This is a genomic window from Mycolicibacterium lutetiense, assembly GCF_017876775.1.
In the GTDB taxonomy this organism is placed as follows: Bacteria; Actinomycetota; Actinomycetes; order Mycobacteriales; family Mycobacteriaceae; genus Mycobacterium; species Mycobacterium lutetiense.
This window is the reverse complement of the sequence record NZ_JAGIOP010000002.1, coordinates 81,922-103,695: the sequence shown is the minus strand read 5'-3', so window position 1 is coordinate 103,695 and position 21,774 is coordinate 81,922. Positions and strand designations below refer to the sequence as shown.

The following is a 21,774-nucleotide window of genomic DNA, read 5'->3' as shown; positions in this document are numbered from 1 at the left end:
TCAGTCCCGGTACCTCGGCTCCGGAGGGCCCGGCGCAGCGCCCAGAACGTTCAGCCACTTCCGGTACAGCGACGACCAGGTTCCGTCGCGCCGTATCCGTTCCAGGGTGCCGTTGACTGCGCGGACCAGATCCTCCCGGGACTTGTTCATCCCGATGCCGTAGGGCTCGGCCTCGAGGCCGGGTCCGACCAGGTGCAGGTTGGGATCCTGCACCGCCATGCCGGCCAGTATCGAGTCGTCGGTGCTGACCGCATCGGTCTGCCCCTGCTGCAGTGCCACCAGGCAGTCGTCCCAATTCTGAACCGCGAGCAGGGTCGCTTCGGGGGCCACCCGGGCGACGGTGGCCAGCGAGGTGGTGTCCACCTGTGAACACACCCGTTTCCCGGACAGATCCCCGGGCCCCTCGATCGCCGAATCTTTCGGCACCAGCAACCGCTGGTGCGCGTCGAGATACACCGTGGAGAAGGCGATCTGCTCCGCACGGGCACAGGTGATCGTCATCGCCTTCACGACGATGTCGACGGAGCCGTCCTGCACCGCGCTGATGCGCTCGGGTGAGGTCAGCAGGCGGAACTCCACCTTGGTGGGATCGCCGAGCAGATCGCGGGCCACCTCGCGGGCGATGTCGACGTCGAAGCCCCGCAGTTCACCTGAGACCGGATCGCGAAAACTCAACAGATTGGTGCTCTGGTCGATGCCGACCACCAGTCGGCCCCGCTGCCGGATCGCCTGCACCGCCGGGCCGGACACCGTCGACGGGCGCAAACTCGCTGTGGCGTCGCAACTCTCGACCGGCGCACCTGGCACCTCCGATACCACGGCGGCCCCGCTCGGCAGCGGCAACGTGGTGCGCGAGGCGGATACCTGGGCGAGCGGTTGCGCTGTGGAACATCCCGCCATCACCGTCGCGGCGAGCAGGAGAAGTCCGGCAACCGCCCGCATCAGTGATACTCGCTCAGCCTCGGCGCGACACCGGCGGCCACCGCCAGTGCCGCCAGCACGCTGATGGCTGCGGCACCGGCCGGAAGTGCGCTCAGCGCCTCATAGGCGCGGGTGATGCCGTCGCGCTGCCGATCGCGCAGGCGGGCGATGTCGCCTCCCAATGCCTCGTCGAGTCGGCCGAACTGGGCCGTTGAGTGCTGCGGCCCGCCGTCCCGCGCGATCGCCACGGCCCCGGCGTAGTTGCCGCTGCCCAACATTCGCCGGGCCTCGGCGTGCGATTCCTTCCAGGATCGCAACGCGTCCTGCGCCCCGTTCACCGGAAGCTTGTCGAGAATCCGGCCGACTTCGGTGGTGCGTTGTTCGAATCGGATGTCGGAGAGCGGATCGGACCCGCGTTTGAGCAGTCCGAGGATCTCGTCGGCACGGGCCTGTTGAACCAGAATCCGAGCCATCACCGCCGATTCCAGTGGTTCGCTGCCTTCGGTGCGCGCGCTACTGACCGCCTGCGTCACGACCAGTCCGGCCACGGCCAACCACACCGCGAGCACGGTCATCAACACCGAGGCCACCACCAGACCGGGGTTGAGGCGCCGATGACTGCGCCTGGCGAGAAAGACCTGCGCCACCACCAGCAACCCCACCACGAGTGCGGCTCCTGCGATCAACACCCACGGTGTGCCAGCCGACCGTCCCGATGCGGTGACAGCATGAGCCTGCGTCCGGTACAGCCGCTCGGCGTCGGGCAGGATGGCCTGCTGCAGCAGCGCGGACGATTCGCTGAGGTACCCGACGCCGATCGGGCGGCCGCCGCGGTTGGTCGCACGAGCGGTCGCCATCATGCCGGTGTACACCGCCAGTTGGTTCGACAGGTCGGTGAGCAACGTCAGCGATGGAATGTCGTTGGGTGACACCCCATTCGATGCGGTGACCAGGCCGGCCGACGCCTCCCCTATCGCCGCGTCGTAGCGCTCGCGGACCTCGCGAGGTTCGACCCCGCCGGCCAGAAACGCGGTGGCCGCGGTGGTGTTGGCCGACGACAGCGCACCGTAAATCCGTTGCGCTGCATCGGCCAGCGGTTCGGTGTGCGAACGCAGGGTCTCCAGTTGGCGTTGCCGGCTGGACTCCATCGCCGACGCCGCCACACCCACGGTGAGAACTGCCGCAACCAGAAACACCGCCAGCACCGCGATCCGGCCCGGTGTCGCCCGCAGGAAATCGACGACAGGCCGGTCTTGTTCCTCGTCGTCGGCCAGCATCGACTCGTCGAGTGTGCGCATCGATATCACCTCGCGATCGGACGCCGACGAATGCACGGTAGCCCTCGCCAACGCGTTACGCGGGCCAATTACGCTGCCGCCACGCTCTCGGCGGCCAGCACCTCCGCGGCGGCACGTTCGCCCGACCGAACCGCACCATCGATCCAACCGCACATGACTGCTGAACTCTCGGTGCCGGCCCAGTGAATTCGCCCGCACGGCTCCCGGAGGGCATGGCCGAACTCGGTCAGCACACCCGGCGGCGCGTGACTGATCATCCCGCCACCCGAGTAGCGCTCCACTGTCCAGTTCTGCTCGTGATAACTGATCGGGGACGCGGCCTTCGGACCGAACCGGTCGATCAACTCGCCGATCACCGCGGATTTGCGTTCCGCGGCGTCGAGCAGCCCGAGCCGGCGGGCGGCAGGCCCTTCGGTGATGACGCACATGATCCCCGGGGTGCCGGTGTCGGTGCACGCGTCGATGGTCAACGTGGCAGGGCTGCCGGGAGCAGCGGACTGCCCGCACAAGCCGTCCTCGCGCCAGAATGCGTTGCCATAGACGACCGAGATCTTGAAGACTGCGCCGCTGGGCATCCGTTGATGAAGAAACATCCGGTCGACGGGAAGCATTGGTTCATAGGCGATCTGGCTCGCCACGGCCAACGGGACCGCGACGATCGCCTGCCGTGCCCGCACCGTGGTGCCGTCGGCGTGGACCGTCACGCCATCGTTGCCCTGCTCGATGAGGTGCACCGGCTGTGAAAGATGCAGCGCCTCACCCAGTTCGGTGGCCATCGGCCCGTAGACGGCACCCATCCCACCGCGGACCCGGGCATCCTGGGCGCCGCCCCGGTTCGAAATGACGAAGCCGGGCCCGCCGCCCGACCCCATCTGGTGCAGCGCCCACAACAACGACACCTCGGATCCCGCTGAGGTGTAGATGCCGGCAAGCGCCATCTCAAGCATCTCGCGGGCCTGCTTGGAGCGCATGTGACGGTTGATCCACTCACCCAGGCTGATCCGGTCCCACTCAATGGCCTTCTTCGCCTCCCACGGGGCATCGAACGGAATCGTCTTGCACATGAGCTCCACCTCGAGCAATCCGGCGCCGAGGTTGGCGATCGCCCACGGGCTCATCGCCCACGGAATCGTGCCGGAATAGCGGTGCTGCTTGCCGTCGAGGACCATCATCGCGTTGCCGTCGACGTACTCCTTGTATTCGTCGACGCCGAACTCGGCCATCAGGGCTTTGATGCGATCCTGCCCCGGCCCGATCCAGGCCCCGCCCCGGTCGATCCACGTGCCGTCCGGCAGCACTTCGGTGAAGGTGCGGCCACCAACCCGATCACGGGCCTCCAGCAGCGCCACCGAGCGGCCCGCCTGCTTCAGTCGCAGGGCCGCGGTCAGGCCTGCGAACCCCGCACCCACTACGCAACAGTCGACATCGGTCATGGGTCACGCTCCCCGTTTTCGACGGGCCAGATTCGCTCAAATTACGCCGTCGCCGGCCGCTCCGGAGGCACTGTTGGCAGACAGATGTGGTAAATGCCATAAATTTTGCCCACCCGTGGGCAGGTCACTCCGATCGAGCCGAATCGGGTCGGCCGGGAATGCCCTGCCCACCCCCTGATATCCGCACCCGCAGCGGGGTGTGCAAAGATATCTGACCTGGTTGTTCACCAGGATTCGCCTCGTGCTTACCTCGCGCTCCCGCGATACCCGGGCGCGTCAATCCACGGTTGACGCCTGATCGTCGAACTGGTTGCTATCGACAGCACCAGACAACTTCGCGATTCCAGTGATCGTCGGCCCCGCCGGTAGGGTCCGGTTCCCGTGGGTAGAGACCAGTTGAAAATGGATCGGCGCCGCCGGTCCGCAGCCATTGCTGCGGTCGTCGTGCCTGCCGTCGCACTCATCGTCGTCGGCGCGGACACCGGGCCGACCGCCAAACTCGACACCGAGGTCGTGCCCGTAGCGGCCGTCCAGCCCGCCGCCGCCCCGGCCGCACCGGCTGTACCGGCCGAGCGCGGCGTGCGGCGGAACATGAGGTTCCCCCTGCCGGCCGGCCGCGCCCCCGAAAAGGGCCTCCAGGTCGAGACCATCCTGGCGGCCCGCGCCGTCAGCGCGCGGTTCCCCCAGATTCTCGACATCGGTGGGGTCCGGGCCGATTCGATGAAGTGGCATCCGAACGGCTTGGCGATCGACGTGATGATCCCGAACTACGGCAGCCCGGAAGGTAAAGCCCTCGGGGACCGGATCGTCGCGTACGTCCTCGACAATGCCGATCGGATCGGCGTGAATCACCTGATCTTCCGGCAGCACATCTACTACCGCGGTAAGGCGCCACGAATGATGTCCGACCGCGGCGGGGACACGGCCAACCACTACGACCACGTGCACATCGCCACCAACGGCGGTGGATTCCCGACCGGGCACGAAACGTATCTGACGTAAGTATTTCGCAGGAAAGTCGGGCGGCTCCTATTCGGAGTCGCCGACGTCTTCCAGGCGCTGGCTCACCCGAGCCAATGCCTCATCGAAGACGTCCACCTTTTCGCCCCGCTTCTCGTTGGCCGGCTGGGCAGCGCCGCGGCCACCTTCCGCCTCCACCCGCGCGGCACCCTGGCGCCGCAACAGGCTGAAGTTCTTCTCACGCGCTTGCCTGAGTCGGCTCTGCAGTTCCTTCAGAGACTTCTCGTCCATGCGGGCCAGAGCCTCGGGATGGCTCTCATCGATCAACGAGTTTTCCTGCGGTGTCAGGTTCACATGGTTGCTCACCCTTGATTCATAGCGCGGACCAGCCCCGCCGGGGAAGGGATTTGCTATAGGACGCCCAAACCTTCACCGGATGTCCGAGCTGAAATTGCGGATCATCGGCGTGCCGGAAGCGGCATCGAGAGCAAACGGCGCGATGATGCAGATGTGGTTGATGATGCGAATGTGACCAACGTTGTCCCGGTGCCCCCGACGTCCGGCCCGGAAGCCGACGAGGTGCGTAGTGAACCCGAACCCGTTGCCAGTTCGCCCGCTCAGCAGCAGCGCGTCTGGACGATGCCCAAGTCTCCGGTGACGCGCGAGCAAGCCGATGAGGTGGGGCGGATCGCTCGCAATGCCGTCACCGCCATCATGGGGTTCATCGTCGGCGTTGCCCGGTATGTCGCCCGCACCGTTCGGCAGCTGGCCTTGGCGGTCGAGGCAGTGCCGCCGGCCGTGCGCGCGCTCGCCCTGCTGGGTGCCGTGATGCTTCTGGGCATTGTCGGCGCGATTGCACTGGGAGGCTCCATCGGCCTGGTCTGCATCGTCGTGGTGGTCCCGCTCTGCTCGATCACCCTCGGCGCGCTCGGACACCGCTGGTACAGCGGACTCGGCGCACAGCCCGCCGCCCGCGTGGAAGGCCCGGCCGTCGCAGCCTCGACACCCGACCTACAGCGTTCGATCGAATACGTCGACAAGAAGCTCACGCTCGCCCTCAACGCTTTTGGCGCTGACCGTCAACAACACGCGATGATCGCGCTCTTCCAGGCCAAGACCGCCGTCGAACTCACGCTCGGCACGGAGCAGGACACCGCAAGCCATGTCGACGCGATGCTGTCGATGGACGACCATGACTCGCGGCCGCGAATCCGGGCCGGCTCCGCGGCAAAATCGCTGCGGGACAACACTTCCCTCGCCGCATCATGACCGAGCACGCCCTCACCGGTCAGGTCGCCCTCATCGAGGACGACTACACGTTGGTCATCAATCGTGGGGCTGAGGCGGGCGTGATGGCAGGCATGGTCTTTGCCGTCCAGTCCGATTCGGATCAGGTGATCACCGATCCCGAATCCGGCCGGGAATTGGGCAGACTCACGCGCGAGAAGCTTCGGGTGAAGGTGTTCGACGTGCAGCCCTTGTTCTCCCGCGCACACACGTTCGCCAGAACCGACGACTTCTACGGTCTGTTCCAGGCCACGGCTGTAGTCACGGTGGACATCGGCGACAACCTCGAATTGGTGCCCGGCGAAGCCGAGGTCCGTCGGGCAGCGTCAGGCACGTAGCTGGGCACCTGGCAGGTAGGTGAGTTCACTCCGGCTGCCGAAAGCAGTGCCACGCCAACCTTCATCTACTCCTGCTGGTCGAGCGGGTCCCTCATCGGAGTATTTGAAATCATCCCGATTTTTGCCCGTATCAACGACGTTGGTTTTCGCTAGCTTCTAGCGGTCGTCGCTGTGCGGAAGGAACGTGGTTGATGAGCACAACACACGGGCAGGTGCCGGTGCTGTGTTGTATGTCCAGCAGAGGGGCGTTACGGGATCCTCACTAGCCGGGAACACGGCCCGAATTGTCGGCCGTTTGCGTCCCTTGGGAACCCTCCCCTTGGGGGTGTCAGATGTTCTGTGTAGGTCCTAACGGAAGGATCTCAGGACGTGACGGATGGCAAGGACGTGGATTCGCAGTTGGCTGAGGCTGGCTCCACGGTGGAGATGGCTGAGGCGCTGCGGGCCTCGGGGGCAGTCGATGATCTGCTGGCCCAGATCGATACCGGCGAGGTCGCGCTGACCGGTGAGGGTGGCTTGCTGCCCGGGCTGATCAAGCTGGCCCTGGAACGCGGCCTGGCCGCCGAGTTGACCGATCATCTGGGCTACGAGAAGGGCGATCCGGCCGGCCGGGCACTGCCCAACGCCCGCAACGGCACCTCACCCAAGACGGTGGCCACCGAGGCCGGCCCGGTACCCCTGGACGTCCCGCGGGATCGGGATGGTTCGTTCACCCCGCGGCTGGTCCCCAAAGGCCAGCGTCGTACCGGCGGGCTCGATGACATGATCATTTCGCTGTACGCCGGTGGAATGACATTGCGCGACATCCAATTTCATCTGGAATCCACGATCGGCACGGTGGTGTCGCATGAGACGATCTCCAAGATCGTCGACGAGATTTCCGATGAGGTCCTCGCCTGGCAGCGCCGCCCGCTGGACCCGATCTACCCGGTGATCTACCTCGACGCGATCATCGTCAAGGTCAAAGACGGTGGCCATACCCGCAACAAGGCGGCTCACATCGCCGTGGGCGTGGATATGGCCGGGGTCAAGCATGTCCTGGGGATCTGGGTCCAGCAGAACGAAGGGGCGGCGTTTTGGGCGGCGGTGTGTGCCGATCTGGCCAACCGCGGCATCAAAGACGTGCTGATCGTGTGCTGCGACGGGCTGACCGGTTTCCCCGAGGCGATCGGGGCGACCTGGTCGCAAGCAGCCGTGCAGACGTGTGTGGTGCATCTGATCCGCAACGCGCTGCGGTTCGTGTCCTACAGCGACCGCAAAGCCGTGGCCGCCGCGCTCAAACCGGTCTACACCGCGCCGAACGCCGATGCCGCCCGCGCCGAATTGGATGCTTTCGCCGGATCGGAGTTGGGTAAGAAGAACCCCACGGTGACAAAGGTTTTCGAACGCGCGTGGGAGCAGTTCATCCCGTTTCTGGCGTTCCCGCCCGAGCTACGCCGGGTGATCTACACAACCAACTCGATCGAATCGCTGAACTACCAACTGCGCAAGGTCACCAAGAACCGCGGCCAGTTCCCCAACGACGCTTCGGTGGTGAAACTGCTGTGGCTGGCGATCTGCAACATCGAAGACAAACGCGCCGCCGAACGCGCCAAGGAACGCGGTCAGAAACGCAGCCGAACAGCTCCAGGACGACTCGTAGAAGGCCAGGTAGTCACCAACTGGAAGAAGGCCCTCGAACAACTCACCCTGGTCTACCCAGACCGCATCGAACGGTATCTGTAAGCACCACAACCGAAAGTTTCAGACAAGCGATCTACACAGAAAACTTGACACGCTCCTCCCCTTGCTGCAACTCGACCCGTCGAATGATTCGACGCGACAAATCCCTTGGATCACATGGATCCCAAACTCGATGTAAATTCCTGGATCTCAACCACGAGAGGCGCAAGTTCACACATGTTGAGTCGTTTTGCCCCGCTGGCTGCAGTCTGCCTGTTGGCCCCTGTGGCGATTGCGCCCCTCGCGTCGGCAGATCCCCCGCCCCCGCCGGACACCGGCGCAATGCCGTCCTCAGCTCCCGGCGTCCTGGACACCCCCGACGGCTGGCACGTCACCGTAGCCGGCGCCAACGAGACCCTACTGCCGGTCGCCCCGCTGACCACCGCGGTGTCCTCACGCGAATACCTCGTCGGTGGCACCTTCACCGGAAAGGTCTCAGGTGCAGGCAAGACCAAGCTGACCGGCGGCACACTCGAAGCCGGTACTCAGATCGGCTGCGGCATCATCAACGACGAAACCGAGATCAACCCCGGCATCAGCTTCACACCGGGCATCAGGATTCCGTTCACCGGCTCCGCCGGTGATGGCAGCCTCGGTACCGGTATCAGCCTGCAGGGCAAGGTGTATCTCAAGCCGGGCACCGTCAGCATCGTCCCCATCGACAAGAAGTCGTTCAAGGGCACCGGTACCCGCGTGACCGTCACGGGCGTCCGCATCAAATTCGACCAATGCGCGGGTCAATCGTTCATCCGCACCTACGCGACCCTGACCAGCTCCACCGACAACACCGACGACGTCGTCACCTACCTCGGCGTCACCAAAACCGTCTGACCCCGGGCCCGCAAACGACACCGACCATGACCCGCTCTGATCACCACGCCGACCCCTCAGATTCAAAACCCATGAGAGGCACAAGTTCCCGCATGTTGAATCGTTTCGCCACCTTGGCCGCTGTATGCATGTTGGCCCCGGTAGCGCTGGCGCCCCTCGCGTCGGCCGACCCGCCACCACCCCCGCCCCCAGCCGATCCGGCCGTTGACGCCGGCCCACCACCGGACAACGGACTGGTCGCCTCCGCCGAGCCCGGTGTCGTCACCACCCCCGACGGATGGAAGCTCACCGTGGCCGCCAAAGACGAGAGCCAGCTGCCCGTCGCTCCGCTGACCACCGCCGCATCCTCCCGCGAATACCTCGTGGCAGGCACGTTCACCGGCACCGTCGCCGGAGGCGGATCCACCTCCCTGACCGGAGGCACACTCGACACCGGCTACCAAATCGGCTGCGGCATCGAACTGGGACAGGTCCGCCTCGTCGGGTCGATCGGCCTGAGCACCTCGGGGTCGACGCTGGCCGGCATCATCCCGACCGGCGTGAGCATGCCAATGTCGGGCACCCTGGAAGTCCACCCCAAGCCGGGCACCGTCACCAACGTCTCGGTCAACAAGAAGTCGTTCAAAGCAGCTCCCGTACGCGTCACGTTGAAAGACGTCCACATCAAGGTCGACGGCTGCGTCGGTCAGTCCTTCCTGCGCTCGTTCGCCACCCTGACCAGCTCCACCACCGACACCGACGACGTGGTCGCCTACTACGGCATCACCAAGTCGGTCTGACGGGCTGCTGTGAACACGAAACACGAAGGCATCAGCGAGAACCCGGAAGGTACACGAGTGGCCGTCCGGGTCTCGGATGGAGCGGCTGCGGCGTAGCCGGGTCGTTCGCGGTAGCCCGCCCGGCTCCGAAAGTATGTCGAAATCGCCACGGCCGCAGAACAAGAGTGGGATCGTGCGGATATGCGATCAACAGAAATCGTCGCCGCGTTCTGGGATGACGTCTGGAACGCCCGCGACGCCGATGCCGTCGACCGGTTCGCCGCCGACGACATCGTTATCGAAGCCAGTGGTCAGAAAATCTCTGGGCTGGACAACGTAAAAAACTGGGTGCAGCAATTCCTCGATCAGGTCAACGACTTGCACATCAAACCTGTCGAATCCTTTCAGAACGAGGATGGCACCCGCGTCACCTCTCGGTGGGTACTGACGGGGACCAACAAAGGCATGCTCGGCACCGAACCCAACGGTAAACCGATCGTCCTGACCGGCACAGCCGTCTGGTCCGTGGCCGACGGCAAGCTACAACACGGTTGGGTCGAACAGGCCTCATTCGAGCTCTACCACTCGCTGCTCACGAAGTAGCACGCTGTGCAGGCACGATTCGGGCGGCGGGCGATAGCAGCGAGCGCGCTCGCCCTGTCCACCATCGTCGGCGCGCCGAAAGCCTCGGCAGAACCAATCGCGACCTGCACGAGCGACGTCGTGGATGGCGTCGAGGTCGATTACTGCGTCGGCAACCCGAACTCCAACACGGGCACTGTCAGTGGTGTGCCGGGCGTCAACGTGGACTTCGAATTCGGTGTGGGAATCGGCCTGGGGGGCTTTTGTTGGCAGGCCGACCGGCCGGGCAACGAGAAAACCCTATCCGATGCTGGTCGGAGAGGGTTTTTCTACCGGCTCACCTCGGCACGGTCTGACGAACCCAGAACCGCGCCAGTAAGCCAAGGGCGTCCGCTAATTGGCTGAGCGGAAATAAGGTTCAACCGTGCCGCTGAGCTTGACGACCATCGGATTTCCGCGGCGATCCTTGGCGGTGGGGACTTCCACACGCACCCAACCCTCGGCCACGTTGTATTCGTGCACATTGGTTTTCTCGACGCCATTGAAACGAATACCCACGTCGCGCTGGAGCACCTCTTCGTCATAGAAGGCGCTGCGCGGATCGATGGAGAGGTGATTCGGTGGGACGTCTGTGTTCTGATCCTGGGACATGATGGCCTTCGTTGAATGCTGCGTTAGGTTCTTGGTTTTGATTCTCTAAGAACGTACGCGACGTTGCAGTAGCGGGTTCCACGTAGGTCTTGTGACGGGCCACTCCTATGAGGTGCTTCGCTCTGCCCGAATTCGGGCCTCGATCAACCAGTGAAGCTCTGCGCGACACGAGCTCCCGGCGCCGACGCCGGCGCTACGGCGCGCACTTGCCAGTCGCCTCCCCGTCGACCTCCACATTGGCCGACCAGGTGTCCCCGAGCTCCTCGGCGGCGGCAGCCGGGATGACGGCCGACACGGTGTTGCCGTCGGAGCTCGGCGGGATCGTGAGGTCGTCCTGCGGCGCTCCTGTCGCGTGGAACACGTAGTTCTCGATCAATTCACCGTCGCTGAACTTCACGCCGCGCATGATGGTGCCGCTGACCAGGGTGAATGCCACTTTGCCGGCCGGGATCGGCGCGTTCGTGGTCCAGCGGACAGTCTTCGCGCCGTCAGTGTGCCCGGCCGCGGGGGTGAGCTCGACTCCCGTGAGACCGAAAGGGCCGGCCGGCGTGGCGGTGCAGGACTCGGGCAGCGACACTGCGGCGCTGGTAGTCGCGATGGTGCTGGAAGTCTCCGCCACGGTGGTCTCCGTGGCCCGCGCGGCGCCGCCGCTACACGCGGCGAGCGGCAGCACCGCGGCGGTGGCGATGACGGACAGGACGATTCGGCTCTTCGGGCTCATCCGGCCATCCTGGCAGCAACCGCACAGGTACGAGCGCATGACGCGTCGTGGTCATACCGGCGTAGGTTCCCCTGGCTTCTGAACCTCGGAAACCGCCTCTGATCTACGTCGGGCCGACAGGACCCGCATCATGTCCCCGACAAAGAAAAAAAACTCGCTCGGCTTTCGCCGGCGAGTTTCTCTTCTGTGTCGGGCTGACAGGATTTGAACCTGCGACCACTTGACCCCCAGGAGTGTAGACCACTGTTTTCCCTGATTCAGGCCGCTGCCCATGCGTCTTTGACCTGCATAAACATAGCAGAGTGGATAGGCGGGATTAGCCGTTGAGTGGGAACTATGTGTGAAGTCGGGCCGGGAGTTCGGGTGGCTCGGCCTGCGCAGACCGCACGGACTCGGTTCAGAATGTCACGTCCGCACGGTCGACACCACGCTGTTCGACGGGCTTAGTGCGAGTCGGTGTTCGCGCCGCGCAGAGCCCGGTCACCAGGGTGCGGTGACACTGACGCCGTGTCGATGAACCTGACTGTTTCCGCATCCACCGATGGCCCCGACGACGCCGAGACCCTGGCGCTGATCCTTGAATCCGTCGCCTCCCAGATCCGCGCGGCAGGCGGTGACCCGGTGCACGCTGACGGAGAATTCGACGTGACCGCCGGCGGGCAGAAGCAGCAGGTGTTCCTGTCGTTCGTCGCGAGATAGTCCGAAGTGGGGCTGGCGACGGCGTCGACCAGCAATCAGCGCCTCCCCGCCGCGGTGGGTCGAAGATGACAAGGGCACGGTGCTGGTGCGGCTGAGCGGGACCAGCTCCGCGGTGCGCAGCCCGGCCCTGGCATCTCTCATCGCTGATCACGGTTTCCCGCCCGGAAGTTGGGTCGCAGACGGTGACGGGTTCCTGTTCGCTGCGGCTTGAGCCGGGCCGGCGCCAATCTGGTTCCAGTTTCGTTTCAGCGCAACCGTTCCGGGATCTGGTGGTCGTATCCGGGCAGCAATTTTCGTTCCCCGAAGCGCGTGGTGTTCTCCGGATCCTCACGCACGAAGTGCGCGACGGTGGACGCCTGGCCTACCAGCTCGCCATCGATGTAGACCTCGGCGGTGCGGTTGTCTCGGGCACCGGCCGGCAGGTAGGTGGCCCGGCCTTCGCGTGCAGCGTTGAGCACGTTGATGCGTAGCTGCTCGAAGTTCGTGCTGCCCATGGATGATTCCTCTCGTCGGCGGATGGCAGCGCGACTCTGCCCGCGCCGTTCTCCGACCGGCGAACGCGGCGCGTCGCGGTCCTCCCGCCGGATCACTCTCAGGACGTGACATCGCGGCGGGGGTGGCGAGATGCGCCTGCCCACTGGTGCTGGTCGCGCCGTGCACACCGGTGATGTGCGGGCCCTGCCACGATGCCGACATGACCTACAACGGACGCGCGGTGCTCGAACAGGTCGCCGCACAACACAGATGGGCCACCGTCTCGGTGACCCCGTGCTTCGAAGACCAGGAGCAGGTCGTCTACGGCCGTGACGGTATCGAGATTCTGATCGTGTGGACGCCACTGAACACCGCGACGGCCGTGGTGAAGAACTACGGAAAGCCCGATGAGTCTGTGGCGAACGGTCCACTGGGCCTGGTCACCGCTCGCGGCTGGATGGAGGAGAACCGCTGATGTCGATCATCGATGGCGGCGTTGAGAAGACCCTGACCTACGACGAGGCCGCGGCGATCCTGGCCGAGCCCGGCTACGACGCCTACGGCCGCCTACGGCTCTACGGGGTCATCGCAGACGGTGAATCCGCCGGCCAGCTCACCGCCATCAAGTCGCAGCAGAATCTCGACCGGTTCAGCTACACCCACATCTGCTCCGTCGAAAGGTAAGGCGCCGTGGTCGAACTCGGCAATGTTGTCAAGACCGCTAATGGCGCGATCGGCGCCGTCGTCGACTGGCTCGACCACGGGATGCGTCCAGGCATCTTCACCATTGAGTGGGACGAGACCACGTTCACCGGTGACGCACCCCCACGCCACTGGACGCGCGCGCAAAGCGAAGCCTTGACAATCCTGAGCTGATCTCCTCCAAAAGCACTCGCGCCGAGCATCGTGCTCCCGTGCGATGGCTGCCACTATGCGCGCATGCCAACACACGGTGGACTCGACGACGCCCAACGCCAACAACTCTGCGAATCGAAAGTGACGCTCGACGGGGAGCCAGCACGCATCATCGGCTGGGCCCACCCATTCGCCACGGTGTCGCGTAGCGATGGGCGAGGCGGCCGCGTCGAATTCGCATGGGCGACAGCAGCCCGCATCGTGGATGCCGGCGGGGCATTCCAGTCGTGAGCACCGCGACTGTCTTCGTGCACCTGGACTACGACGTGTGGGACCACCGCGAGACCGAAGCGATCCGGGTGTCGCGCCACGGCCGCGCTGACGTGTACCTCCCCCAAGGCCAGCGAGCCACCGGGCAGTGGGACGACGCCAACACCGCCGCCGTCACCGGCGCGATCGCACACCGCTTCGGACTCGATGACGAGGAACGCAGCCGCGGCGTGTTCGTGGAAGCAGCCGCGGCGATCGAGCAGAACGACCCGCGCTGGATCGTCACCTTCGCGCTCTGAGAACAGCAGCGTGACCCTCCGCTGCTCTGTCGTGCGCGCCGCGATGTCGTCGACGTTGAGGAGACCTGGACCGGATCGGAGCGATTGCTCGGATCTGTGACGGGAAATGCCGCACCGGCGCCACTACGACAGCGATTGATCGGCCGCGGCTGTCGAGTCAGTCAGCCGCGGCCAGGAGATATCGACCAACTCACCATTGATCTCGGTGGCGTAGCGCTCTGCTTCGCCATACTCCGCCTCGGTGAAGCACCGCACGGCGAATGGATTTCCGTCAGCGCGCACGAGGATGGTGAGATCCTTCAGCTCGACATCCCGGCGAGCTGGTTTGACGCGCTGCACCATCTCCTCAGCCATGCACAGCATCTTCGCACCGAGGCTCGACAGCTTCGGACATCGGGGGACGTGATGTGCGTCAGTGTCGCGGCCCGCCGTGTCCCGCCCTCCGAGCCCGCAGCTGCGCCTGGAGCTGTTGGTGGTGACAGGCGCTGGCACCGCAGCGGACCGGAGCACCGCTCGCTCCCGAGCTGCAGTGTTCGTCGCCCGCGGCGGCTGCTGTCAGACGGTCAGGTCCAGGATCATGGCGCTCTTCACGAAGTTGCCGCCGTCGTCGGCTAGGCCGATGATCCGGGTCGGTCCGCGCTGCGCGGTGTAGCGGATGTGGTAGTGGCCGTGGTACAGCACCGTTGGCGTGGTGGCGTCTACAACCTCGCCGACAAGCTGCCGATGCAGGTCGGCCTGGTACAGCTCGGCTGGCGGGAAACCGCCGGGCAGACCCGGGATCTCGTAGCCGTCCGGTGCATCGTGCGCGACGATCACGTCGACCGGGCCGCCGCTGATCGCGTGGGAGACATCAGCTGCGGTGAGACGTTCCTCGGGCCACCAACTCACGCCGGGCTTGCGCATGGGGCGGTCCACCGAGTGCGCGCCACCCAAGGCCATCCACGTCTTGCCGTGCCAGCGCCAGCGCAGGCCGCGGGGCAGGTGGAAGATGTGCGACCGGATCTGGCGCAGTCCCGTGTCGGGGTCAGCCGGCAGGTCGTACAACGCATCAAAGCATTCATGGTTGCCGTCGACCCACAGCACTGTGACGCCGTGACGTGCACAGGCCATGTCGATCTCGTCGAGATAGTCGTCGGTACGACGCCCCGGAACCCAGAATCCAAAATCTCCAAGCTGCAGCAGCACCGGGATGCCGCGGACACCTGCGGACAGGATCAGCGACGTCGCCCAGCCAGTGTTGCCGTGCCAGTCGCCGGCCAGCATCACCGTGCTGGGCCCCGGCTCGTGCAGAACGGTCGTCATCGAATCATGGTCCGTGACAGAAGTGATGTGGAGCAATTGGTTTTCGGGTCAGAGCCTGTGGCGGATCTAATGGCGGGCCAAATGAATTCGGGGGCGGCGGATCGCCTCGCGACAGGCCCCGGCAGGCAGGTAACTGGCCAGATCCTGGTGCGTGGCGATGAGCGCATCTCTGCGCAGCTCAGCTCAGTAGTCGCGGGACTGTTGACAGAGAAAATATGCGAGGCCCCGACTGGAGCCGGGGCCTCGCATCCCACGTGTGTTCCACCACCAAGGAGAACGCCTCCAATATATATCGCAGAACCAGCCACCACCAGGGTCGACACCGGCACCCGACCTCACTCCCCCTGCCATTTGAGGAAGTCGAGCACGATCCAGCAAATAGCACCGATGATTGTGGCGCACACCAACATGCCGATGTCCGCTAGATAGAGGCAGCCCAGTACCGAACCGACCGCGCCCGCGGTGATGAGAACCATGACGCGTCGGGTCATCGCACAACCAACTCGGCAATCAGGCCTGTTAGACAAGGGTTCTCACCGAGGGCAGTTCCGGCCAGCACCGCGGCACACAACAGTGTGGCCGCGAGGACGATCTGGCGTGCGGTGCGTTCGTGCACGGTGCGATTCCATGGCAGTTGCCGCCGCGGGGAGCTGATTCCGCCTCGCATCCCAACCTCCTTCTATCTCTATTTTAGAGATTACACGCTGCGACGGCGACAGTGTGGATTCAGTACACCCGTGTGTCGTGCACCCTCGACGGAGTCTTGAGACAGCTGGATCAGCTGCGGCGCATTCTCGCAGCGGTCACCTGCATCCGTGGAAAGCGGGTGCAGCCTGATTCTGGAAGCGAAACCGGCTTCGCGACAGGCACTGTCACGTGCCCTCTACTTGCACGCAGTCCGACCGTTTCGGCCGACCAGCTGCGTCGGCGTGTCGTGCATGCCGACTCGTCGAAGTAGTCGACGTGCGCGAGCATCGCGACGTGATCGAAGCAAAATGCCGGCAAAACGCCCGGCCAACGGAGGACCTGAGATGACGCACAGGAATGCCTGTGGGGGCGACTCACGAGCCTCACGATTCTCGCGGATGCTTGCCCATTCCAGTCTCTATGTCCTGCCCTGCTGGCTGGCTGTGTGTATCGCGTCGTGGTTTGGCTTTCTGGGGCCCACCAGCCGCTTCACTGCCGGCACAGTGATGGCCGCGTGTGCACTGGCGGCGCTAGGGCATCGGCTCAGGGGGCCGTTATGTGTTCGTTGCATCGAGGAAGTGCCTACCGACGCTCCACTCCGTGCCCAGCGGAAGAAGCGCTGGCTCTGGTTGGCCCATTTTGTTACTCGGTCATCGGGGATAGCGGTGACGATCATCGTCTTGGTCGGCCCGCAGCTATTGTCGCTCGCACTTCCGGGCGCTCTATCAACCGGAATCTGGTCCACTCGCCTTCGAATTCCGATGGACCTCTGGTTGTTCGCCATTCTGTACTCAGAGACGACCCACTACCGGCTTCTGCTGTGGTGTCCGTACTGCCGCGGCTGGGATGACGGTGAGCCCGAACCGTCGCCAGACCCCACTGCGTTTGGCACCAAGACCGCGCGTTGAAGGCGGCCGAACCGCGTCGCGTTCGTCGGCAGCCTCAGACATCGCCTACCTTTCGCCCCAATCGCCTTCGTCGTGGGGCGGGAGTCGTCTTCGAGCCGGGCCGCGACCCCGGCCGATTTCGGCGGTCAGCCCCCCTAGGGGCACACGGCTCGTCCTTCCTGTTTCAGCGGGACGTGGCAGGTGGTCGCGGAACCGTTCAGACCACATCCCGTACGACACAGGAGGTTTAGTCCACATGGTTGAATCCGCACGTCTCAAGAACCGGGCCCGCCGCTACATGGCCGCCCACCCCGGCACCAAGTACCAGCAGGCACTCGACGCGGTCACCGCCACCGAAACTGACATCGCGCCAGTCACCTCTACCGCGTCCATCAACGACATTCCGGACTTCTTCGAAGCCCTCGGGATTTCCGAGATCTCCACCCACGACTTCCAGGCGACATGGGCGGCCAATGATCACACTGATGAGATCGAAATCCCGGTTGCCCTCCTACGTGCAGGCGATGAACTCCTACCGGAGTTGAGCTATCTGAACTTCGGCGAGGAGACTCGCGGCGGCAACGGACCGCACGGGGTGATCACTGGACGAACGGGTAGCGGGAAGAGCCGTTTCCTGCGAACAATCGTCCTTGCACTGATGTCCAGATACAGCCCCGACAGGATCGGATTCCTCCTCGCGGACTACAAGGGCGGAGCGACATTCCGGGGCATGGACCCCGGCCGGTGCCCACATGTCCTGGCCAACGTTTCCAACCTAGCTGACGACCCCGAGATGGTGGATCGTCTCGGCTTGGTGATCGAGGGCGAAATTGTCCGCCGCGAGGAGTTCATCACCGGCGAAAAGGGATGCAAGGACATCTTCGAATACCGGGAGCAGCAACGACAGCACCCCGGTGAGCTTGACTGGCCTCCGCTGCCGAATTTGTTCGTGGTCATCGAAGAGTTCAATGGTCCCCGTCCGAGACAACGAGGAATCAACGAACTTCTCACTCGCGTCAGCCGCGTTGGCCGTTCACTTGGCATGCACCTGGTCATGTGCAGCCAGCACGCCGACCGGTCCACGTTTGGCGAGCTGTTGGAGCAGCTTGCATTCCGCTACTGCATGGCAGTGAGTTCACCACATCAATCGATCACCATGATCGGCACTGATGCCGCTGCAAAATCGTCCGGCGGCACGCTCACAGGGAAGATCTGGCGCAGGTTCAGCTGCGACGAAGCACCCGTCGAGATCAGGGCTTTGGACCACAGCGCTTCAGTTTCTGGACGCAATGCCACGATGGCTGACGCGCTGCTTGATCGGCTGTCGCGTGAACCAGCTCCGGATGTGCGCCGGTTGTGGACAAAACCACTGCGGGAGCCAGTAACACTGCCAGAACTTGGATTACAGCGCCAAAAGGATGGGCTCGGGATTCAGATCGGCTACCTTGACGACCCGCTGTATCACCGAACCCTCCCCTGGACAATAGATCTCGGCTCAAACACCCCGCACTGGCTCATCTCGGGGGACCCCGGATCCGGGTGCACCACAACGCTGCAGACCATTGTGCTGGCGGCCTGCGCGCAGCACACGCCCCAGCATGTATCGTTCGTTCTCCTCGATAGCCGCTCCGGTCAGTTGCACGCGGTCGCCGAGTCGGCGAACGTGATCGCCTATGCCCACAGTGGGGATGCTGAAAGCGTGAAAGCGGCTCTGGACGAGATCGATCGGTTGATGAGGCTGCGTCACGACGCTGTCACCCGACCTTACAGCGCAGGGATAGATGCCTATCTGGCGGGAAAGAACACCGACACGGTTCCCGGCGATCCCTACGGCCACGTGATCGTCGCCGTTGATGGGCTTGCAGGTTTCGCCGGATTCGGGGCCGGTGGAGGTTCGGTAATACACCGAATCGCCGCTCTCGGCCGCGGACTGGGTGTACATCTTGTGGCAACAGACCAGACCCGCGCACAGGAGATCTCCCCCGGGCTCGAGGCGAACTTCTCCAGACATATCCAGCTTCCATGCGAGCACTACCACCGCGCTCACGCCCCGAACATTCTCCGAGCGCGTTTCGACGCTGAGATCCCCCGGGACCAGCCCGGCCGCTCGATCGACCCCGCTACCGGACTGCAGGCGCGCGTTGCCCTCCCTGTCGCCGGCAGCATCGAACCGGACGGACTGAACGTTGACCGAACCTCGGCTGTTCAGGAACTGAGCAGAGCGCTGTCTTCAGGCATCGAGCCGGTCGAGAAGCCGACACCTGAACGTCTCGCGGAGCTCGCTGACGCCGCTCGCCGGTCCGAGTTGCAGGTGATTCACGGTGAGATCGACAACCTGATTGGACGAAACGCTGTTAAAGACCAGTTGCGCCGAACCCTCGCGTCGGCGCAGGTATCTGCAGAACGAAAGCGGCGCGGCCTGGGGAGCATCGGTGCCGTAGAGCGCACGTTCGTCATCACCGGTCATCCCGGAACCGGAAAGTCATACACCGCTGACCTGCTCACCCGCGCGTTGTACACGTGCGGACTCACTCGTAGTTCAAAAGTCGTTGTAGCCGGCTGGACGCAGCTCACGGGTGCGAACCCGGGCGATACAGTGGACAAGGTTCAGGCCGTACTTAAGGAAGCCAGCGGCGCAACTCTCATCATTCACGATGTCCAGCCGTGGCATGCGGCCGAGATTTCGGACATGCTCGTGGACAAGCTGGATGACGGTGGTAGTGGCGGCGACATCGCGCTGATCCTCACCGGCTATCCATCAGACGTGGCGCATCTCTTCGTAACGAATCGCAGGCTGGACTCTCTGCTTGGCGCGCGAATCGACCTCGCACGCCCCACGGCGGCCGAACTCTGGCAGCACCTGCAGCGGTTCGCCCACAAAGCTGGCCGCCTGCCAGCGGCCGGCTCGGAAGCGACGTTCTACACAGAGGTCGCGCACCTGTTCGAGCACACCGACGAAGACCACTCACCGCTCGATGTGCTTTCCAACATTCGGTTCGCGAGCTACATCGTCGAGCACGCAGCGCGTGCGTCCATTGCGCGCTTGACGGACACCGACCTTTCGAAGTTGACAGATGCGCAGCTGACAGAGCTGACCGCTGAAGACATCGTCATCGCGGTGCGAGGGATCGACGCACGCACCCGATCAGTCCCGAAGGGATACAAGGGGTACTGAACAAGTCCCACGATCCCGGCCGCTTCTGGGCTGGGGTCGTGGGACCTTCACCGTGGGATCCACTTGCAAGAGTGGCCCACCACCCCATTCACGTCGATAGCGCCTCGGGAGCGCTGTGTGTGCATGGAACGGGTGTCATGTCCTTCGATGCGGAGCGTGCCTCTTGGCGCATCTGGTTCAGTGGCGGTTATGGCCGGGTGCCCGGGCATGGCGATCACATCTTCGTCGCGATATCGGCAGTAATTTCACGGTCTTGCAGCTCGTGCTGCACCATAAGAACCCATGAGCACAACTGGCTCCGCCGAAGGCACGTTGGTCAGCATCGGCTACGAGGGCAAGACCGCCAGTGACCTTGTAGCCCAGCTGCTTGAACAGGACGTGCGCGTCCTCGTCGACGTTCGCCTCACCCCGCTCAGCCGCAAGCCTGGGCTGTCGAAAACGAAGCTGTCCAAAGCGCTCGCTGCCGTCGGCATCGGCTACATCCACCACCGCGCGCTCGGCAACCCCAAGGACAACAGGGCAGGGTTCCGTGCCGGCGAACCTGAGTCCCGCGCGCGGTACCGAGAGGTGCTCGAGAGCGCCGCGGCGTCCGATGCTCTGGCCCACGTCTGCGAGCTACTCGAGGATGGAGCGGTGGCGCTGCTGTGCTTTGAACACAATCACGCCGAGTGCCACCGCGACATCGTGGTGCGCCAGCTCCTGAAGGCCTGCCCGGATGCAGCCGTCGTGCACGTCTAGTTGAACAATGCCAACTCAGTCTTTGGGTACCAGACCCCGAGCACTGAGAACGACCCACGATGCAGGGCCTGATTGCCGACATAGAAGTGCACGTCCCGCTCCGGTGCGAGCATCAGGTCGCGCCAATTCCCGTAGAGCATTTCGCGAGCTTTTGCTTCGCCGTGCTGTGTTTTCCAGTCACGGCCCGCCTGACCGGCTTCCCAGTCGAGCACCTTCTGTCTGTGTCCGCGGCATTTGGGGGCTTCACAGCGGTACCGGTAGCGGATGGCGAACGGCGCCGGTTCCAGCGGCTTCATAGCCGTGCCGAACAAGTCCTGTGCTGACGCCTTCTCAACTTTTGCTTGCTCGACATCCGACCACGGATCACCTTCTGCGACATCGACTTCGACATCCATCGGCTTGATCAAGCCGAGCGAAGGTGAGGGCGTGCCCATACCGCCTTTTGGGTTGCTCTCAATCAGGTCGCACATCGAGGTGGCGCCAACCAGCTCACCGAGAAGCTGACGCCGCCGCAACCAGTTGTGTTTGGTCCCGACGTGCTCGATGTGCACCATCTCTTCCTGGCGTGGTCGAAACGACTCGGGGCGGTTGTCATTGGACTGCGTGTAGGTGCCGTTAAGTCGGAGGATCTCGTACTTCTTGAACTGCTTGTCGAAATCCTCATTGCGGAACTTCACCGGGTAGAGACGAATCCACTCCGGACGACCACGGTCGAGTCGCACACCGGCGACGCAGACGGTCTCCAAGTACTTGTCGCTAGGGTTTGGGTAGGTCTTGACCGTGATCATCACCTCCGCGGTCTCCTCGCCCGGCCGTGGAGGCTTCAGCCCTCCGGCGCTGTCCCCTTCAACGCTTCCTGCCATATGGGCAGGTTAACGGCTCCAGT

The 21,774-nt window shown here is 64.2% G+C and carries 28 protein-coding genes; 16 read left to right on the top strand and 12 right to left on the bottom strand.

The features are described from left to right. The 3 genes from JOF57_RS09655 to JOF57_RS09645 form a co-directional block, all read right to left on the bottom strand. Positions 1-942 carry a glutamate ABC transporter substrate-binding protein gene (locus JOF57_RS09655; protein ID WP_209916013.1) on the bottom strand — a complete coding sequence of 314 codons (942 nt, stop codon included), beginning with the start codon at positions 940-942 and terminating at the stop codon, positions 1-3. Continuing rightward, on the bottom strand, positions 942-2,219 hold the full coding sequence (locus tag JOF57_RS09650; protein ID WP_209916011.1) for a GlnX family signal transduction membrane protein: 1,278 nt from the start codon (positions 2,217-2,219) through the stop codon (positions 942-944). The genes JOF57_RS09655 and JOF57_RS09650 overlap by 1 nt, the downstream gene beginning before the upstream one ends. Positions 2,220-2,287: 68 nt before the next feature. Continuing rightward, positions 2,288-3,652 (bottom strand): flavin monoamine oxidase family protein, encoded by a 1,365-nt coding sequence (locus JOF57_RS09645; protein WP_209916009.1) that lies wholly within the window; start codon positions 3,650-3,652, stop codon positions 2,288-2,290. A 402-nt stretch (positions 3,653-4,054) separates the two neighbouring features. Between JOF57_RS09645 and JOF57_RS09640 the strand changes: the two genes are divergently transcribed. After that, positions 4,055-4,654 carry a VldE C-terminal domain-containing protein gene (locus tag JOF57_RS09640; protein WP_209916007.1) on the top strand — a complete coding sequence of 200 codons (600 nt, stop codon included), beginning with the start codon at positions 4,055-4,057 and terminating at the stop codon, positions 4,652-4,654. A 27-nt stretch (positions 4,655-4,681) separates the two neighbouring features. On the opposite strand, the gene JOF57_RS09635 is transcribed toward JOF57_RS09640, so the two are convergent. Next, positions 4,682-4,978: a hypothetical protein gene (locus JOF57_RS09635; protein ID WP_209916006.1), complete on the bottom strand. Its 297-nt coding sequence runs from the start codon at positions 4,976-4,978 to the stop codon at positions 4,682-4,684. A gap of 162 nt (positions 4,979-5,140) precedes the next feature. Between JOF57_RS09635 and JOF57_RS09630 the strand changes: the two genes are divergently transcribed. The 7 genes from JOF57_RS09630 to JOF57_RS09600 all read left to right on the top strand — a co-directional run bounded on the left by JOF57_RS09630 (position 5,141) and on the right by JOF57_RS09600 (position 10,535). After that, positions 5,141-5,881, top strand: a complete 741-nt coding sequence (locus JOF57_RS09630; RefSeq protein ID WP_209916004.1) for a hypothetical protein — start codon at positions 5,141-5,143, stop codon at positions 5,879-5,881. Next, entirely contained in the window at positions 5,878-6,237 is a 360-nt protein-coding gene (locus JOF57_RS09625; RefSeq protein WP_209916002.1) for a hypothetical protein, read from the top strand. The genes JOF57_RS09630 and JOF57_RS09625 overlap by 4 nt, the downstream gene beginning before the upstream one ends. A 369-nt stretch (positions 6,238-6,606) precedes the next feature. Continuing rightward, the gene (locus tag JOF57_RS09620) at positions 6,607-7,962 is read left to right on the top strand and encodes an IS256 family transposase (RefSeq protein ID WP_209916000.1); all 1,356 of its coding nucleotides are present in this window, start codon (positions 6,607-6,609) and stop codon (positions 7,960-7,962) included. 174 nt (positions 7,963-8,136) lie between these two features. Next, positions 8,137-8,790, top strand: coding sequence for an MspA family porin (locus JOF57_RS09615; RefSeq protein ID WP_209915999.1), 654 nt, complete (start codon positions 8,137-8,139; stop codon positions 8,788-8,790). Positions 8,791-8,882: 92 nt separating this feature from the next. Next, a complete protein-coding gene (locus tag JOF57_RS09610) occupies positions 8,883-9,569 on the top strand; it encodes an MspA family porin (RefSeq protein ID WP_209915997.1) in 687 nt (228 codons plus the stop codon). 180 nt (positions 9,570-9,749) lie between these two features. Continuing rightward, on the top strand, positions 9,750-10,151 hold the full coding sequence (locus JOF57_RS09605; RefSeq protein WP_209915995.1) for an ester cyclase: 402 nt from the start codon (positions 9,750-9,752) through the stop codon (positions 10,149-10,151). A gap of 6 nt (positions 10,152-10,157) precedes the next feature. Next, the gene (locus tag JOF57_RS09600; protein WP_209915993.1) at positions 10,158-10,535 is read left to right on the top strand and encodes a hypothetical protein; all 378 of its coding nucleotides are present in this window, start codon (positions 10,158-10,160) and stop codon (positions 10,533-10,535) included. Here the strand turns inward: JOF57_RS09600 and JOF57_RS09595 are convergent. Together JOF57_RS09595 and JOF57_RS09590 are read right to left on the bottom strand one after the other, a co-directional pair. After that, positions 10,524-10,781 (bottom strand): DUF3297 family protein, encoded by a 258-nt coding sequence (locus JOF57_RS09595; protein ID WP_209915991.1) that lies wholly within the window; start codon positions 10,779-10,781, stop codon positions 10,524-10,526. The two genes, JOF57_RS09600 and JOF57_RS09595, sit on opposite strands and share 12 nt — an antisense overlap. A gap of 193 nt (positions 10,782-10,974) precedes the next feature. Next, the gene (locus JOF57_RS09590; RefSeq protein ID WP_209915989.1) at positions 10,975-11,502 is read right to left on the bottom strand and encodes a hypothetical protein; all 528 of its coding nucleotides are present in this window, start codon (positions 11,500-11,502) and stop codon (positions 10,975-10,977) included. 507 nt (positions 11,503-12,009) lie between these two features. Here JOF57_RS09590 and JOF57_RS09585 point away from each other — a divergent pair. After that, positions 12,010-12,201 (top strand): hypothetical protein, encoded by a 192-nt coding sequence (locus tag JOF57_RS09585; RefSeq protein WP_019346310.1) that lies wholly within the window; start codon positions 12,010-12,012, stop codon positions 12,199-12,201. 245 nt (positions 12,202-12,446) lie between these two features. On the opposite strand, the gene JOF57_RS09580 is transcribed toward JOF57_RS09585, so the two are convergent. Continuing rightward, positions 12,447-12,695 carry a hypothetical protein gene (locus JOF57_RS09580; RefSeq protein ID WP_019346312.1) on the bottom strand — a complete coding sequence of 83 codons (249 nt, stop codon included), beginning with the start codon at positions 12,693-12,695 and terminating at the stop codon, positions 12,447-12,449. 200 nt (positions 12,696-12,895) lie between these two features. Here JOF57_RS09580 and JOF57_RS09575 point away from each other — a divergent pair, with 200 nt between their 5' ends. The 5 genes from JOF57_RS09575 to JOF57_RS09555 all read left to right on the top strand — a co-directional run bounded on the left by JOF57_RS09575 (position 12,896) and on the right by JOF57_RS09555 (position 14,099). Next, entirely contained in the window at positions 12,896-13,150 is a 255-nt protein-coding gene (locus JOF57_RS09575) for a hypothetical protein (protein ID WP_019346313.1), read from the top strand. Beyond that, complete coding sequence (locus JOF57_RS09570) at positions 13,150-13,359, top strand: hypothetical protein (RefSeq protein WP_019346314.1); 210 nt, start codon at positions 13,150-13,152, stop codon at positions 13,357-13,359. Before JOF57_RS09575 ends, JOF57_RS09570 begins: the two co-directional genes overlap by 1 nt. A gap of 6 nt (positions 13,360-13,365) precedes the next feature. Continuing rightward, on the top strand, positions 13,366-13,551 hold the full coding sequence (locus JOF57_RS09565) for a hypothetical protein (RefSeq protein WP_019346315.1): 186 nt from the start codon (positions 13,366-13,368) through the stop codon (positions 13,549-13,551). 63 nt (positions 13,552-13,614) lie between these two features. After that, the gene (locus tag JOF57_RS09560) at positions 13,615-13,821 is read left to right on the top strand and encodes a hypothetical protein (RefSeq protein WP_047038453.1); all 207 of its coding nucleotides are present in this window, start codon (positions 13,615-13,617) and stop codon (positions 13,819-13,821) included. Continuing rightward, positions 13,818-14,099, top strand: coding sequence for a hypothetical protein (locus JOF57_RS09555; RefSeq protein ID WP_019346317.1), 282 nt, complete (start codon positions 13,818-13,820; stop codon positions 14,097-14,099). Before JOF57_RS09560 ends, JOF57_RS09555 begins: the two co-directional genes overlap by 4 nt. Positions 14,100-14,222: 123 nt before the next feature. Here JOF57_RS09555 and JOF57_RS09550 read toward each other — a convergent pair whose 3' ends face one another. From JOF57_RS09550 to JOF57_RS09535, 4 genes are all read right to left on the bottom strand, one after another. Next, on the bottom strand, positions 14,223-14,453 hold the full coding sequence (locus tag JOF57_RS09550; RefSeq protein ID WP_047038489.1) for a hypothetical protein: 231 nt from the start codon (positions 14,451-14,453) through the stop codon (positions 14,223-14,225). 201 nt (positions 14,454-14,654) lie between these two features. Further along, positions 14,655-15,401: a metallophosphoesterase family protein gene (locus tag JOF57_RS09545; RefSeq protein WP_019346319.1), complete on the bottom strand. Its 747-nt coding sequence runs from the start codon at positions 15,399-15,401 to the stop codon at positions 14,655-14,657. 335 nt (positions 15,402-15,736) lie between these two features. Beyond that, a complete protein-coding gene (locus JOF57_RS09540) occupies positions 15,737-15,892 on the bottom strand; it encodes a hypothetical protein (RefSeq protein ID WP_019346320.1) in 156 nt (51 codons plus the stop codon). Next, positions 15,889-16,068 carry a hypothetical protein gene (locus JOF57_RS09535; RefSeq protein ID WP_209915987.1) on the bottom strand — a complete coding sequence of 60 codons (180 nt, stop codon included), beginning with the start codon at positions 16,066-16,068 and terminating at the stop codon, positions 15,889-15,891. The genes JOF57_RS09540 and JOF57_RS09535 overlap by 4 nt, the downstream gene beginning before the upstream one ends. Before the next feature lie 1,163 nt (positions 16,069-17,231). Here JOF57_RS09535 and JOF57_RS09530 point away from each other — a divergent pair. Together JOF57_RS09530 and JOF57_RS09525 are read left to right on the top strand one after the other, a co-directional pair. Beyond that, the gene (locus tag JOF57_RS09530) at positions 17,232-20,150 is read left to right on the top strand and encodes an FtsK/SpoIIIE domain-containing protein (RefSeq protein WP_070945675.1); all 2,919 of its coding nucleotides are present in this window, start codon (positions 17,232-17,234) and stop codon (positions 20,148-20,150) included. 282 nt (positions 20,151-20,432) lie between these two features. Then, positions 20,433-20,888 (top strand): DUF488 domain-containing protein, encoded by a 456-nt coding sequence (locus JOF57_RS09525; RefSeq protein WP_019347781.1) that lies wholly within the window; start codon positions 20,433-20,435, stop codon positions 20,886-20,888. Here JOF57_RS09525 and JOF57_RS09520 read toward each other — a convergent pair. Next, complete coding sequence (locus JOF57_RS09520) at positions 20,885-21,751, bottom strand: DUF8757 domain-containing protein (protein WP_232490770.1); 867 nt, start codon at positions 21,749-21,751, stop codon at positions 20,885-20,887. The genes JOF57_RS09525 and JOF57_RS09520 overlap by 4 nt on opposite strands. Positions 21,752-21,774 lie beyond the last annotated feature (23 nt).

Coding starts and splice junctions, on each gene's coding strand:
- JOF57_RS09655 (WP_209916013.1), bottom strand. CDS start 942: ATGCGGGCGGTTGCCGGACTTCTCCTGCTCGCCGCGACGGTGATGGCG.
- JOF57_RS09650 (WP_209916011.1), bottom strand. CDS start 2,219: ATGCGCACACTCGACGAGTCGATGCTGGCCGACGACGAGGAACAAGAC.
- JOF57_RS09645 (WP_209916009.1), bottom strand. CDS start 3,652: ATGACCGATGTCGACTGTTGCGTAGTGGGTGCGGGGTTCGCAGGCCTG.
- JOF57_RS09640 (WP_209916007.1), top strand. CDS start 4,055: ATGGATCGGCGCCGCCGGTCCGCAGCCATTGCTGCGGTCGTCGTGCCT.
- JOF57_RS09625 (WP_209916002.1), top strand. CDS start 5,878: ATGACCGAGCACGCCCTCACCGGTCAGGTCGCCCTCATCGAGGACGAC.
- JOF57_RS09615 (WP_209915999.1), top strand. CDS start 8,137: ATGTTGAGTCGTTTTGCCCCGCTGGCTGCAGTCTGCCTGTTGGCCCCT.
- JOF57_RS09610 (WP_209915997.1), top strand. CDS start 8,883: ATGTTGAATCGTTTCGCCACCTTGGCCGCTGTATGCATGTTGGCCCCG.
- JOF57_RS09605 (WP_209915995.1), top strand. CDS start 9,750: ATGCGATCAACAGAAATCGTCGCCGCGTTCTGGGATGACGTCTGGAAC.
- JOF57_RS09595 (WP_209915991.1), bottom strand. CDS start 10,781: ATGTCCCAGGATCAGAACACAGACGTCCCACCGAATCACCTCTCCATC.
- JOF57_RS09590 (WP_209915989.1), bottom strand. CDS start 11,502: ATGAGCCCGAAGAGCCGAATCGTCCTGTCCGTCATCGCCACCGCCGCG.
- JOF57_RS09580 (WP_019346312.1), bottom strand. CDS start 12,695: ATGGGCAGCACGAACTTCGAGCAGCTACGCATCAACGTGCTCAACGCT.
- JOF57_RS09575 (WP_019346313.1), top strand. CDS start 12,896: ATGACCTACAACGGACGCGCGGTGCTCGAACAGGTCGCCGCACAACAC.
- JOF57_RS09570 (WP_019346314.1), top strand. CDS start 13,150: ATGTCGATCATCGATGGCGGCGTTGAGAAGACCCTGACCTACGACGAG.
- JOF57_RS09560 (WP_047038453.1), top strand. CDS start 13,615: ATGCCAACACACGGTGGACTCGACGACGCCCAACGCCAACAACTCTGC.
- JOF57_RS09550 (WP_047038489.1), bottom strand. CDS start 14,453: ATGGCTGAGGAGATGGTGCAGCGCGTCAAACCAGCTCGCCGGGATGTC.
- JOF57_RS09545 (WP_019346319.1), bottom strand. CDS start 15,401: ATGACGACCGTTCTGCACGAGCCGGGGCCCAGCACGGTGATGCTGGCC.
- JOF57_RS09540 (WP_019346320.1), bottom strand. CDS start 15,892: ATGACCCGACGCGTCATGGTTCTCATCACCGCGGGCGCGGTCGGTTCG.
- JOF57_RS09535 (WP_209915987.1), bottom strand. CDS start 16,068: ATGCGAGGCGGAATCAGCTCCCCGCGGCGGCAACTGCCATGGAATCGC.
- JOF57_RS09530 (WP_070945675.1), top strand. CDS start 17,232: ATGGTTGAATCCGCACGTCTCAAGAACCGGGCCCGCCGCTACATGGCC.
- JOF57_RS09525 (WP_019347781.1), top strand. CDS start 20,433: ATGAGCACAACTGGCTCCGCCGAAGGCACGTTGGTCAGCATCGGCTAC.
- JOF57_RS09520 (WP_232490770.1), bottom strand. CDS start 21,751: ATGGCAGGAAGCGTTGAAGGGGACAGCGCCGGAGGGCTGAAGCCTCCA.